This window comes from Rodentibacter trehalosifermentans (genome assembly GCF_002000545.1).
GTDB lineage: Bacteria > Pseudomonadota > Gammaproteobacteria > Enterobacterales > Pasteurellaceae > Rodentibacter > Rodentibacter trehalosifermentans.
On the sequence record NZ_MLHL01000068.1, the window covers coordinates 1 to 13,900 of the forward strand.

Below are 13,900 nucleotides of genomic sequence, written 5' to 3' on the forward strand. Positions count from 1 at the left end.
GTGCTGTGCTGTGCTGTGCTGTGCTGTGTCATAATAGATCCTCTTAAATAAAAAAACAGTGGGAATTTTACTTAAGTGAATTTTATAAATAAAGCATAAAAATTATAAAACTGACTAAAAACAATACTATAAAACTCTATTTTATTTGATATCTTGAAAAGGTATGCTAAGCAAGGTTTATTACAAAGGAAAATGATTATGCAAGATGTGATAAACGGATTATTAGTCGTGCTGGTGCCTATGCTATTAGGCTATTTATTGAAAGTAAAAAACAAAAAACATATCTCCCAAATTAATCAAATGGTGATGTTTTTACTGTATATCATCTTGTTTTTAATGGGGTACTTACTCGGTCAGCTTGATGATCTGGAAACAAAACTTCCGATTATCGGTAAAACTGCAGCGACACTTTCGGCGATTATTCTCACCTCAAATGTGATTGGATTAATGATTTATGATCGATTGCACCCGGCGCCATTACTTAAACCTCCAGGAAAGCTCCCTTCTCGTTGGCATTCGTTGATTGATTCTGTCAAACTTTCTGGCATGGTGATTTTAGGGACGTTATGCGGTTGGTTATTTAATTCCTATCTTGTGTTACCTACGGGGATTAATCTTTATGTGTTGATTGTGTTAATTTTCTTCGTGGGCATTCAGTTGCGTAATAATGGTATTTCACTAAAAGAGGCGCTATTTAATCAACGGGGCTTTCAAACCGGTATGGTATTTACTGTTACTTCTTTATTTGGAGGGATTGTAGCGGCGTTGGTTTTAACTATGCCGATTACCCAAGGTTTGGCCTTTGCTTCCGGAATGGGGTGGTATTCGTTATCCAGTGTGGTGTTGACGAATGCCTGGGGGCCGGTGCAGGGGAGTATTGCGTTTTTTAATGATTTATCTCGAGAGATAATCAGTTTATTTATCGTCCCGCTTTTTATGCAGCATTTTCGCTCAACGGCAATTGGTATCACCGGGGCAACCGCATTGGATTGTACTTTGCCGATTATCCAAAAATCAGGGGGCATCGAAGTAGTACCTATCGCAATTTCCTTTGGATTTGTCACCAATATTCTCCCGCCGATTTTGCTGGTTTTCTTTTCAAGTGTGCCAATTTAGTCTCAATATCAACCGCACTTTTTATAAAATATTGGCTTCCAGTTCTAATACACCCGGTTCGATTTTAATGCCTTTGGCAAATTTCTTAATTAACAGGTCACGAACTTTTCTTTCATCGAGGGTATAAATGGGTACGGAGGCAATCAGCGCGGAAATGCTTTCGCTTAAAAATGGCATGGCGATTTGCAATTGTTCCATATATTCATTAGGTTCGCCTGCCCAGCGCAAAATGCGTACATCTCGCAGATAAACCGCACCTTTTTCCGGATCATAATAGGGAATGGTATCAAAGGTCAGATCTAATTTTGCCGGAAATTGTTTGCCGCCAAGTTTGAATAACCCTTCGGCAATTCCACTGATTTCTACCCGTTTTTCTGTGCTGCGTCCGATTTTGGTGTTGAGTTCTTTTAATTGATAATCGAGGGAAAATAATCCGGGAAAAGCAAATTTATCGTTGATTGCTCCCTTTTCTGAGAGATATTGATTGATTTGCTCTTCGCTGATACTAAATGGGGAAGCCTGCACCGTCGAAAAAGTGACAAAGCCGAATAATAATGTGAAAAGTTGAGTGAGATTTTTCATAAAACACCTACAAGTTGAAAGGATTTGAATAAAGCCTTAGAATGTGTGGCTTTTTGGTGGCAGCACTATACCACAAAACCTTGACGATAAAACGAATTCATCGGAGTTAATCTGTGATACATTCCAATATCAATATGAATATTAAGTCTATTTTAGAAAAATACAAAGGAGAACGTATTGTTAAATTTAGTGAAGGAGGGAAAGAATATTGGCTGAAACAACCGGAAAAACTCTCAGGTGTTTGGCTGTTTTTAAAACCGCATCCTAAAAAATCATTTGATCGTGAATTGAAAACGCTTTTATCATTAGCAAAACAAAATGTGCCTATCCCCAAAGTGGTGTGTTATGGGAAAGATTTTTTTATTTTGGAAGATGCAGGGCACAGTATTTCGAATTGGTTCAATGGCTTAGCTGTTTCGGAGGAGCAAAAATTTTTAATTTTAGCCGATGCAAGCCAAGCGCTAATCGGATTACATAAAGAGGGGATTGCACATGGGCGTCCTGCCGTGAGAGATATCGTTTGGAATGAAGGCAAAATTATTTTTTTAGATTTTGAATCCCGTTCAAAGAGTGAAAATAAAGACTGGTTGATTGTGCGGGATATGTTGTTTTTCTTTCATAGCTTATGCCGTGAAGAAACCATTTCAGATGCCTTAGTAAAAGATACGGCAGCTTATTATCAGGCTCATTGTCCGCCGAGAAATTGGCAACTGATGCAAAATTATTTATCTCGATTTCATTGGCTTTATTCTCTTTTATTGCCTTTTAAACCGATTGCGAAAAGGGATCTTGTTGCCATTTATCGTTTGTTTGAATTATTACATGAGTGAAAGGAAAAAATGATGAAAAAAATGCTCTTAGTTTTATTGATGTCAGCCATTATTGGCGCCTGTTCTGTTGGCGGCGGTATTGGCGTTGGCGGAGGAAGTAACGGTGTGGGTGTCGGCCTTGGTGTTGGCTCCGGATTTAGTTTTTAATAGGAAAGTGCGGTTGAAATTTCAGGCGTTTTAATATTTTTGAGAAAGTGCTTGATCTTTCAATAGAGTTCACTATAATACGCCACATCTTTCGGACGCGGGGTGGAGCAGCTTGGTAGCTCGTCGGGCTCATAACCCGAAGGCCGTCGGTTCAAATCCGGCCCCCGCAACCAACACAAGTTCAGTAAAAAGAACCCCAAATTTGGGGTTTTTTTGTACGAGAAATTTAAAAACTGGGCTTAGGTTCAACGAACCTAACCCTTTTTTTACGTCTAAAATTCAGTGCGAGATGTTGATTTACTCCGCATTGCAACAGTGGCGTAATCCCGCTAACAGGAGTAGGAAATTGGCAACATTAGAAGAAAATTTGAAAGCAATGCTTGAAGGGACAGTAGAGGATTTAGGCTGTGAACTTTGGGGCATTGAATGTCAACGTACGGGGCGGTTTATGACTGTACGTTTATTTATTGATAAAGAGGGGGGGGTTACCGTTGATGATTGTGCCGATGTCAGTCGTCAAGTGAGTGCCATTTTGGATGTAGAAGATCCGATTGCCGATAAATACAATCTCGAAGTGTCTTCACCGGGGTTAGATCGTCCGTTATTTACGTTAAATCAATACGAACGTTACATTGGGGAAGATATCGCTATTCATTTGCGGATTCCGGTGATGGATCGCCGCAAATGGCAGGGTAAATTAGCGCGTATTGAAAATGATATGCTGATATTAACCGTTGAGGGGCAGGAACAGGTTTTTGTGTTCGGTAACATTCAAAAAGCCAATGTGATTGCAAAATTCTAAAAAAGGAGGAAAAGAAAAAATGAGTAAAGAAATTTTATTAGCGGCTGAAGCCGTATCAAATGAAAAACTATTACCACGCGAGAAAATTTTTGAAGCATTAGAAAGTGCGTTGGCGCTTTCAACAAAGAAAAAATATGAATATGAAATTGATGTTCGCGTTTCAATTAATCCAAAAAACGGTGAATTTGATACTTTCCGTCGTTGGCTAGTTGTAGATGAAGTCAAAATGCCAACAAAGGAAATTACGTTAGAAGCCGCACAACTTGAAGATTCTAATATTCAACTTGGCGATTATATCGAAGATCAAATTGAGTCAATTACCTTTGACCGTATTGCGATGCAAACAGCACGTCAAGTGATCAGCACAAAAATTCGTGAAGCTGAGCGTGCTAAAGTGATCGATCAGTTCCGTTCCGAGGAAGGGAAGATCGTGACTGGTACAGTGAAAAAAGTCAATCGTGAAAGCATTATTTTAGATTTAGGCCATAAAGCGGAAGCGGTGATACTACGTGAAGATATGCTGCCACGTGAAAATTTCCGTCCGGGTGATCGTGTGCGTGGTGTACTTTATAAAGTCGCACCGGAAAACAAAACATCACAGTTATTTGTGACACGGGCAAAACCGGAAATGTTGGTGGAGTTATTCCGCATTGAAGTCCCTGAAATTGGCGAAGAAATGATTGAAATTCGTGGCGCAGCCCGTGATCCGGGTTCTCGTGCGAAAATTGCCGTGAAATCCAATGATAAACGTATTGATCCGGTAGGTGCTTGCGTAGGTATGCGTGGTGCACGTGTACAGGCGATCACGAATGAATTGGGCGGAGAGCGTGTTGATATCGTCCTTTGGGATGACAACCCAGCGCAGTTTGTGATTAACGCCATGGCACCGGCTGATGTTACCTCAATTATTGTGGATGAAGATACCCACGCGATGGATATTGCGGTGGATGAGGTAAATCTTGCACAAGCTATCGGGCGTAATGGACAAAATGTGCGTTTAGCCACCCAATTAACCGGCTGGACGTTAAATGTAATGAGTACAGAGGCGCTGAATGAAAAACATCAGGCAGAAGATAATAAAGCATTAAATTTATTTATGAATGCTTTAGAGCTTGATGAGGAGTTTGCCCAAATTCTTGTAGAAGAAGGCTTTACCAATTTAGAAGAAATTGCTTATGTCTCAGTAAACGAATTAACGGCAATTGACGGTTTGGAAGACGAAGATCTGGTGGAAGAACTGCAAACCCGTGCAAAAAATGCCATTACGGCAGAGGCTGTGGCGGAAGAAGAAGCGCTGAAAAAAGCCAATATTGAAGATGCCCTACTTAATTTAGAAGGGATGAATCGCCACATTGCATTTAAATTGGCCGAAAAACAAATTACCACCCTTGAAGAATTAGCCGAACAAGGGGTGGATGATTTAGCGGATATTGAAGAACTCAGCGCAGAACAAGCGGCAGATTTAATTATGGCTGCGCGTAATATTTGTTGGTTCAGCGAAGAATAAGGAGAATGAGTGATGACAGATGAAGTAAAAAAAGCGGATGCGGAAGCGCCGAAAAAATTAAGTATTCAACGCAGAACAAAAACAACGGTAAGCGGAACGACAACAGCCGGTAAAAGTAAAGCCGTTCAAGTGGAAGTGCGTAAAAAAAGAACGGTGAAAACCGATGCGGCACAAAAAGCGGAAGAAGCGGCAAAATTAAAAGCCCAACAAGAGTTAGAGGCGAAAAAAGCTGCTGAAAAGAAAGCGGCAGAAGAAAAAGTACGTTTAGAAGCAGAAAAAGCAAAAGCGGAGAAAGAAAAAGCACAAGCTGAAAAAGCTGCGAAAAGTGCGGTCGATTCTAAGCCTAAATCTGTTGATGTGGAAAAAGAAAAACGCAAAGCAGAAGAGGCGGAACTTCGCCGTAAAGCCGAAGAAGTAGCGCGCCAAAAAGCAGAGGAGCAAGCCCGTCAAGCGGCAGAAGAAGCAAAACGTTATGCAGAAAGGGATGATGAGGATGAAGAAGCTTCTTCAGAAGATTATTCCGATTACCATTTAAGCTCCAAATATGCACTTGAAGCGGAAGATGAAGAAGAGCGCCGCAATGAAAATCGTGGTCGTGGAAAAAATAAAGTTGCCAAAGCCAAAAAAGGCGGCCGTGACGACGATAACAGCAAAAATAATCGAAATGAGCGTGAATCTAACCGTAAAAACCAAAAAGAAGGGAAACCGGGTAAAGGTAAAAACGGGAAGAAAGGGGCGGCATTACAACAAGCATTCACTAAACCTGCTCAAGTAGCTAAAGCCGATGTGGTGATTGGTGAAACCATTACTGTGGCAGAGCTTGCCAATAAAATGGCGATTAAAGCCACTGAAATCATTAAAATGATGATGAAAATGGGCGAAATGGTGACGATTAACCAAGTGCTTGACCAAGAAACGGCCCAATTGGTGGCAGAAGAGCTGGGTCATAAAGTGATTCTCCGTAATGAAAATGAGCTTGAAGAAGCGGTACTTGGCGATCGTGATGTGAATGCAGAGAAAGTCACCCGAGCACCGCTTGTCACCATTATGGGGCACGTTGACCATGGTAAAACCTCGTTGCTTGACTATATTCGTAAAGCGAAAGTGGCTGCCGGTGAGGCTGGGGGAATTACCCAACACATTGGTGCATATCATGTAGAAATGGATGATGGAAAAATGATCACTTTCCTAGATACACCGGGACATGCCGCATTTACCTCAATGCGTGCCCGTGGTGCGAAAGCAACGGATATCGTAGTGCTTGTGGTTGCAGCAGATGATGGGGTAATGCCTCAAACGATTGAAGCGATTCAACATGCCAAAGCAGCCGGTGCACCATTAGTGGTTGCGGTAAACAAAATTGATAAACCGGAAGCCAATCCGGATCGTGTTGAACAAGAATTACTCCAACATGAAGTGATTTCCGAAAAATTCGGGGGCGATGTGCAATTTGTCCCGGTTTCAGCGAAACAAGGTCTTGGTATTGATGAATTGCTCGATGCCATCCTTCTCCAATCCGAAGTGCTTGAATTAACTGCCGTAAAAGACGGTATGGCAAGCGGAGTGGTGATTGAATCTTACCTGGATAAAGGTCGGGGGCCTGTTGCTACCATCTTGGTACAATCCGGTACCTTACGCAAAGGGGATATTGTACTTTGTGGTTTTGAATATGGTCGTGTGCGTGCAATGCGTGATGAAAACGGCAAAGAAATTGAGGAAGCCGGCCCATCTATTCCGGTAGAAGTGCTAGGGCTTTCCGGTGTACCTGCCGCCGGTGATGAGGCAACGGTCGTGCGTGATGAGAAAAAAGCACGAGAGGTGGCATTATATCGTCAAGGTAAATTCCGTGAAGTCAAACTTGCCCGTCAGCAAAAAGCGAAACTGGAAAATATGTTTAGCAATATGACGGAAGGGGATGTTGCAGAATTAAATGTTATCGTCAAAGCGGACGTACAGGGTTCTGTCGAAGCCATTGTTCAGGCCCTACATGAACTTTCAACAGATGAAGTGAAAGTGAAAGTGGTGGGCTCGGGCGTAGGCGGTATCACCGAAACCGATGCCACATTAGCGGCAGCCTCCAATGCGATTATGGTAGGTTTTAACGTGCGTGCCGATGCGTCAGCCCGCCGTGTGATTGAAAGCGAAAATATTGATTTACGTTATTATTCAATCATTTATGAATTGCTTAACGAAATCAAAGCAGCCATGAGCGGTATGTTACAGCCTGAATTCAAACAAGAAATCATTGGCTTGGCAGAAGTGCGTGATGTCTTCCGTCATCCGAAGTTTGGTGCGATTGCCGGCTGTATGGTGACAGAAGGAATCGTTAAACGTAATAACCCAATCCGTGTGTTGCGTGACAACGTGGTTATTTTTGAAGGCGAACTTGAATCACTTCGCCGTTTCAAAGATGATGTGGCCGAAGTGCGTAGCAATATGGAATGTGGTATCGGCGTGAAAAACTACAATGATGTCAAAGTGGGTGACCAAATCGAAGTCTTTGAAGTGGTTGAAGTGAAACGTACCATTTAATGATTAGGCAGTCACCTGCCAACTTTTCAAGTTGCGGTAAGATTTTTCGGTTAAAAAAACAGAGAAAAATCTCACCGCACTTTTTACATAAGATGAGCTGTTTGGGGCAACAATGCAGAAACAGCGATTTTGGGAGCAGCTATGTTGGATTATTTAGCCTTATTTTTTCTCTTATTTGCGTGTATTGTGATTTTTTATGCGGTGATCGCTATTCACGATATTCCCTATGAAATTGCCAAAAAACGCAATCATCCCCATTTAGAAGCAATCCATTATGCCGGGTGGGTCAGTTTATTTACCTTGCATGTGATCTGGCCTTTCCTTTGGATTTGGGCAACTTTATGGCATAAAGAAAATGGTTGGGGAAATGGCAATCGTCAAAAAGAAAAAGCACTGTTTTTAGGTGTAGAAAATCTCACCAAACAGCTTCCTGAATTGGAAAAGCAAAACCTAAAATTAGAAACCGAATTGGTAACATTACGTCAAGAATTGAAGGGTTTAACACAAAAATTAGCCCAATTAGAAAACAAGCAACATAAAAGTGAGGAGTAAAAGATGGAATTAATGATTTTAATTATTTACGCTTCGCTTTGTGTGGGGATTTTTAAACTCTTTAAAATTCCTTTAAACAAATGGTCGGTGCCGACTGCGATTTTAGGTGGTGTGGTATTAATGGTTTCTATGCTCTTGTTTATGAATTATAACCATCCCCATACCAAATTAGCGACACAATATTATGTTTCAACCCCTATTGTGCCACAGGTTCGAGGTCGTGTGATTGAAGTCAATCAATTTGCACCAAACCAACGGATCAAAAAAGGTGAAATGTTATTTCGTATTGATCCCACGCCTTATCAAGCGGAAGTGGATGCGAAAAAAGCAGAATTAGCGGATGCTATTCAAGCTGCGACTACCTTACAATTGGATGTGAATGCGGCAAAAGCTCGCTTAGAAGAAGCGAAATTGACGATGTTGCAAAAGCAAAGGGAAGCGGAACGTTATAAAAAACTGGTGGCAACACAAGGGGTGAGCCAATTAGAAGCGGAAATTAAAACCCGTGAAGCCTTAAGTGCCAAAGCCACTTATGAAACCCGTATTGCTGAGCTGGAAAAAACAGAAAAATTACTCAATTCCAACATTAATGGTGAAAATACCACTGTTGCAGCAAAACGGGCAGCCCTTGAACGTGCCGAATTTGATTTGGCCTCCACCACTGTGCGTGCACCGTCTGACGGGTATGTATCACAACCCTTTTTACAAGAGGGGATGATGGCAGGACGTTTAGCCATTCGTCCGGTGATGACCTTTATTGGTGAGCAAAAGCGTCAGTTCATTGCCGCCTTTCGTCAAAATTCCCTATTACGATTAAAACCCGGTGATGAGGCGGAATTAGCTTTTCCGGCTATCCCGGGAAAAGTTTTCCCTGCTAAAGTGAAAGGGATTTTACCGGCAATTGGTGAAAGCGAAGTGCAAGCCAATGGTACAACCTACACCCGTAAATTCATTGATGAGCAAGCAATGCCCCTTGTGGTGCTTGAACTCACCGAAGATATGGACGAATATCAACTCCCTTTTGGGGCAACGGCAGAAGCCGCCGTTTACACCGAACACGCCCACCATCTTGCTATGATGCGTAAGATTTTATTGAGAATGAATAGTTGGAAGAATTATCTCTATTTAGATCATTAAACCTCTTGGTGGATTAACATGAAAAAAAGCGGTCAGATTTATGATGTTTTATAAATTGATCGCTTTATATTTATCTAAGCCACACTTTTCTCAATGGCTTTTATATTAACTATTGGGCAAGTGTTTCAAAAATTCCCCAAAACCCACCGCACTTTTCCCTTTTTGGCGATAAATTTTGCTATAATCGCCCGTCTTAAATGCATACTAAAAATAGGAAAAGAAAATGGCCCGAGAATTTAAACGTAGCGACAGGGTTGCCCAAGAAATTCAGAAAGAAATTGCGGTAATTTTACAGCGTGAGGTAAAAGATCCCCGTATTGGAATGGTGACGGTATCTGATGTAGAGGTCTCCAGCGATTTGGCGTATGCCAAAATTTTTGTCACTTTTTTGTTCGATCATGACGAAAGTGCGATTGAACAGGGAATGAAAGGCTTAGAAAAAGCCGCACCTTATATCCGCACCTTACTTGGCAAAGCCATGCGGTTACGCATTGTGCCGGAAATTCGTTTTATTTACGATCAATCTCTCGTAGAAGGGATGAGAATGTCTAACTTGGTGACAAATGTGGTGCGTGAAGATGAACGCAAACACGTTGAGGAAGAGGCATAATGTCAAGACCATGCAAGCGGGGACGGGATATTGACGGCGTATTTTTGTTGGATAAACCGCAAGGCATGTCTTCCAATGAGATTATGCAAAAAGTCAAACGTCTTTTCCAAGCGAACAAAGCCGGGCATACAGGGGCACTCGATCCCTTAGCAACAGGTATGCTGCCTATTTGTTTGGGCGAGGCCACTAAATTTTCACAGTTTTTGTTGGATGCCGATAAGCGCTATTTAGTCACAGCAAAATTGGGCGAGCGCACCGATACTTCCGATGCGGAAGGGCAGATCGTGGAAACCCGGGCCGTGAATGTGGAAACGCCACAAATTTTGACCGCACTTGAGCAATTTCGAGGCGATATTTTGCAAGTGCCGACCATGTTTTCAGCTTTAAAACATCAAGGTAAACCCTTGTATGAATATGCCCGTCAAGGTATTACTGTCGAGCGTGAAGCCCGCCCCATTACGATTTTTGAACTCAATTTTATTGAATATCACGCCCCTTATTTAACTTTAGAAGTACATTGTTCTAAAGGAACCTATATTCGTACCTTAGTGGATGATCTCGGGGAAGTATTGGGTTGTGGTGCCCATGTGACGGTGCTAAGAAGAACAGCAGTGGCAGATTATCCCACTGAAAAAATGATGCAATGGGAAACCTTGCAAGCGCTTGCAGAAAAACAGGATTTAGCCCAACTTGATCAGCATTTATTACCGACCGACACTGCAGTCAATAAATTGCCGGCGTTATATTTAAACGCCGAGCAGAGCCGTGCCATCACTTTTGGTCAGCGTGTAAAGTTTGCCAATGAGCAAAATTTACAAGGCCAAGTGCGGTTATTTTCAGCGGAGAATGTGTTTTTAGGGGTGGCGTTAATTGATGGCTATATCATTCGCCCACAGCGATTAATCACACAATCTTTATAATTTCATTTGCCTTTCGTGCTAAATTCCAGTAATCTTGCCTGTAATTATTTTCTTACAAAATATGTAAATAAAAAATTACAGGTAAATTATGGAAGCGCTCAACGATTTACGTTCCGAAATTGATTCGCTGGATCGCGAACTCATTCAACTTTTTTCCAAACGTCTTAAATTAGTTTCACAAGTCGGCAAAGTAAAACATCAGCACGGTCTCCCTATTTATGCGCCTGAGCGTGAAATTTCTATGTTACAGGCTCGCCGTTTAGAGGCGGAAAAAGCCGGCATCTCACCGGATTTAATCGAAGATGTGCTACGCCGTTTTATGCGGGAATCCTACACCAATGAAAATCAATTTGGTTTTAAAACCGTCAATCCAGACATTCAAAAAATCGTGATTGTGGGCGGTTATGGAAAACTGGGTGGATTATTTGCCCGCTATTTACGGGCCTCCGGTTATCCGATTTCTGTTTTAGAACGTGATGATTGGAATGTGGCGGAACATATTCTTGCCAATGCAGATGCGGTGATTGTTTCAGTGCCAATTGCCAATACCCTTGAAACTATTGAACGTTTAAAACCTTATTTGACGGAAAATATGTTGCTGGCGGATCTCACTTCGGTGAAACGTGAACCTTTGGCGAAAATGCTGGAAATTCATCAAGGGGCTGTGGTGGGCCTGCACCCGATGTTTGGGCCGGATATTGCGAGCATGGCAAAACAGGTAGTGGTTTGTTGCGGAGGACGTTTTCCAAAACGCTATGAATGGTTGCTGGAACAAATTCAAATTTGGGGGGCAAAAATTCATCAAACCGATGCCATTGAGCACGATCATCATATGACTTATGTACAAGCCTTACGTCACTTTTCAACTTTTGCCAACGGTTTACACCTTTCCAAACAGCCGGTGAATTTGGCAAATTTACTGGCGCTTTCTTCCCCAATTTATCGCTTGGAGTTGGCGATGATTGGTCGTTTATTTGCACAAGATGCCGAGCTTTATGCGGATATTATTATGGATAAACCGGAGAATCTTGAAGTGATTGAAAGCCTAAAACAAACCTATGAAGAAGCATTAAGGTTTTTTGAAAGTCACGACCGTCAAGGTTTTATTGATGCTTTCCATCAAGTGAAGGAATGGTTTGGTGACTATTCCGAACAATTTTTAAAGGAAAGTCACCAATTGTTGCAACAAGCCAATGATTTAAAACAGGGATAGAGGATAAAAGCAAAAAGTGCGGTGAAAATAGCCGCACTTTTGGGTATTAGGATTATGGCAACTGCCACACGATAGCGAATTTTTACGCTTTGCCTTTGATAAAGGCGAGAATTTTTGCTTCAATGCCTTCGGCATCTAGCTGTAATTCGTGCAACATTTCTTGCTGTGTACCTTGGGGGATAAAATAATCAGGTAAGCCGAGTTGCAAAAGTGCGGTCGGTTTTGCTGATGAATTAAGCACTTCTGCTACCGCTGAACCGGCTCCGCCCTGAGTTGCATTTTCTTCCAACGTCACCAAATATTCGTGGGTTTGTGCAAGGATATTAATCATCTCCACATCAAGTGGTTTAACAAAACGCATATCGACCACGCTGGCCTCTAATTTTTCGGCAACGGTAAGGGCAGAGGTCAAAAGCGTACCAAAATTTAAGATAGCAATATTTTTTCCTTCACGAATAAGGCGGGCTTTGCCAATTGGTAAGGGCTCAAGCGGTGTTAATTCTACCCCAAGGGCATTGCCTCTCGGATAACGCACTGCCGCCGGTTTAGCACATTGATAGCCGGTATAAAGCATTTGGCGGCATTCGTTTTCATCACTTGGCGTCATAATAATCATATTCGGAATACAGCGCATAAAGCTTAAATCAAACGCCCCTTGGTGGGTTTGTCCATCTGCCCCTACGATACCGGCACGGTCAATGGCAAAGAGCACGGGAAGATTTTGAATGGCAACATCGTGGATCAGCTGATCGTAAGCACGTTGTAAGAAAGTGGAATAAATTGCTACAACCGGTTTATAGCCGGCAATGGCTAAGCCTGCGGCAAAAGTGACCGCGTGCTGTTCAGCGATTGCCACATCAAAATATTGTTTTGGGAAACGCTGAGAAAATTCCACCAGCCCCGAACCTTCACGCATTGCCGGGGTAATACCAATGATTTTAGGATCATGCTCTGCCATTTCACAAAGCCAGTCACCGAAAATTTGGGAATAGGTCGGATTGGCGTTGGATTTCGGTAATTCACCGCTTGTAGGATCAAATTTGGGCACACCGTGGAAACCGATAGGGTCTTTTTCTGCCGGGGCATAACCTTTGCCTTTTTTGGTTTTGATATGAAGAAATTGTGGGCCTTTTAAATTGCGCATATTGCTTAAGGTTGCCACTAATTCATCAATATTATGCCCATCTACGGGGCCGATATAGTTAAAGCCTAATTCCTCAAATAACGTACTTTCCGGTGAGAACATCACGCCTTTCATATGTTCTTCGGTTTTTTTCATGAAGTTTTTAACGCTTGGTACTTTATCAAGGAATTTTTTGCTGCCATCGCGCACCGTAGAGTAAAAAGAACCGGAAAAAATACGGGCGAGATGGTTGTTTAACGCCCCCACATTTTCTGAAATGGACATTTCATTATCGTTTAAAATCACCAACATATCCGTATGCAAGGCACCGGCATGGTTTAATGCCTCAAATGCCATACCCGCAGTAATGGCTCCATCACCAATGACACACACGGTTTTGCGTCCGGCATTTTCACGTTCTGCGGCAACGGCGATACCAAGGCCTGCACTAATAGAAGTGGAAGAATGGCCAACGCTTAACACATCAAATTCACTTTCTTCCCGCCAAGGAAAAGGGTGAATACCGTCTTTTTGACGGATAGTGGACATTTGATCTCGGCGACCGGTGAGGATTTTATGTGGATAAGCCTGATGACCAACATCCCAAATAAGCTGATCGAAGGGGGTTTTATAGACATAATGGAGAGCAACAGTGAGTTCCACTGTTCCTAAGCCTGAGGCTAAATGACCGCTGGTTTGACTAACGGAGGTTAAAAGATAATCGCGCAATTCTTGGCAAAGTTTTGGAAGTTGATCTTTATTTAAAAGACGCAAATCTTCCGGTGAATTAATTAAAGATAAAAGAGGGTAGTTGTTCATGGTGAGTCAT

13 protein-coding genes and 1 tRNA gene are annotated in these 13,900 nt (G+C 42.2%); 12 read left to right on the forward strand and 2 right to left on the reverse strand.

The genetic code is table 11. The features are described from left to right. The first annotated feature begins 198 nt into the window (after window positions 1-198). Window positions 199-1,116: a LysO family transporter gene (locus BKK52_RS11095; RefSeq protein WP_077474704.1), complete on the forward strand. Its 918-nt coding sequence runs from the start codon at window positions 199-201 to the stop codon at window positions 1,114-1,116. 21 nt (window positions 1,117-1,137) lie between these two features. On the opposite strand, the gene BKK52_RS11100 is transcribed toward BKK52_RS11095, so the two are convergent. Further along, the gene (locus BKK52_RS11100; RefSeq protein WP_077478697.1) at window positions 1,138-1,698 is read right to left on the reverse strand and encodes a YceB family lipoprotein; all 561 of its coding nucleotides are present in this window, start codon (window positions 1,696-1,698) and stop codon (window positions 1,138-1,140) included. Window positions 1,699-1,832: 134 nt separating this feature from the next. Between BKK52_RS11100 and BKK52_RS11105 the strand changes: the two genes are divergently transcribed. The 11 genes from BKK52_RS11105 (at window position 1,833) to tyrA (ending at window position 11,948) form a co-directional block, all read left to right on the forward strand. After that, the gene (locus BKK52_RS11105) at window positions 1,833-2,528 is read left to right on the forward strand and encodes a BUD32 family EKC/KEOPS complex subunit (RefSeq protein ID WP_077420872.1); all 696 of its coding nucleotides are present in this window, start codon (window positions 1,833-1,835) and stop codon (window positions 2,526-2,528) included. 21 nt (window positions 2,529-2,549) lie between these two features. Beyond that, on the forward strand, window positions 2,550-2,675 hold the full coding sequence (locus BKK52_RS14110) for a hypothetical protein (RefSeq protein ID WP_256821880.1): 126 nt from the start codon (window positions 2,550-2,552) through the stop codon (window positions 2,673-2,675). Window positions 2,676-2,771: 96 nt separating this feature from the next. Continuing rightward, window positions 2,772-2,848: transfer RNA gene (locus BKK52_RS11110), tRNA-Met, on the forward strand. Window positions 2,849-3,021: 173 nt separating this feature from the next. Beyond that, window positions 3,022-3,477 carry a ribosome maturation factor RimP gene (gene rimP / locus BKK52_RS11115; RefSeq protein ID WP_077420870.1) on the forward strand — a complete coding sequence of 152 codons (456 nt, stop codon included), beginning with the start codon at window positions 3,022-3,024 and terminating at the stop codon, window positions 3,475-3,477. A 19-nt stretch (window positions 3,478-3,496) separates the two neighbouring features. Beyond that, window positions 3,497-4,984: a transcription termination factor NusA gene (gene nusA, locus BKK52_RS11120; protein WP_077420875.1), complete on the forward strand. Its 1,488-nt coding sequence runs from the start codon at window positions 3,497-3,499 to the stop codon at window positions 4,982-4,984. A gap of 12 nt (window positions 4,985-4,996) precedes the next feature. Then, complete coding sequence (gene infB / locus BKK52_RS11125) at window positions 4,997-7,516, forward strand: translation initiation factor IF-2 (protein WP_077478698.1); 2,520 nt, start codon at window positions 4,997-4,999, stop codon at window positions 7,514-7,516. A gap of 141 nt (window positions 7,517-7,657) precedes the next feature. Beyond that, window positions 7,658-8,068, forward strand: coding sequence for a DUF3302 domain-containing protein (locus BKK52_RS14260; protein ID WP_077420868.1), 411 nt, complete (start codon window positions 7,658-7,660; stop codon window positions 8,066-8,068). Between the two features lie 3 nt (window positions 8,069-8,071). After that, window positions 8,072-9,205, forward strand: coding sequence for an HlyD family secretion protein (locus BKK52_RS11135; protein ID WP_077478699.1), 1,134 nt, complete (start codon window positions 8,072-8,074; stop codon window positions 9,203-9,205). A 223-nt stretch (window positions 9,206-9,428) separates the two neighbouring features. Continuing rightward, on the forward strand, window positions 9,429-9,815 hold the full coding sequence (gene rbfA / locus BKK52_RS11140; protein ID WP_077420866.1) for a 30S ribosome-binding factor RbfA: 387 nt from the start codon (window positions 9,429-9,431) through the stop codon (window positions 9,813-9,815). Next, a complete protein-coding gene (gene truB / locus BKK52_RS11145; protein ID WP_077474700.1) occupies window positions 9,815-10,735 on the forward strand; it encodes a tRNA pseudouridine(55) synthase TruB in 921 nt (306 codons plus the stop codon). The genes rbfA and truB overlap by 1 nt, the downstream gene beginning before the upstream one ends. 88 nt (window positions 10,736-10,823) lie before the next feature. Next, on the forward strand, window positions 10,824-11,948 hold the full coding sequence (gene tyrA / locus BKK52_RS11150) for a bifunctional chorismate mutase/prephenate dehydrogenase (protein WP_077420865.1): 1,125 nt from the start codon (window positions 10,824-10,826) through the stop codon (window positions 11,946-11,948). An 82-nt stretch (window positions 11,949-12,030) separates the two neighbouring features. Here the strand turns inward: tyrA and dxs are convergent, their stop codons facing one another. Beyond that, on the reverse strand, window positions 12,031-13,890 hold the full coding sequence (gene dxs / locus BKK52_RS11155) for a 1-deoxy-D-xylulose-5-phosphate synthase (RefSeq protein ID WP_077478700.1): 1,860 nt from the start codon (window positions 13,888-13,890) through the stop codon (window positions 12,031-12,033). Window positions 13,891-13,900: the final 10 nt, after the last annotated feature.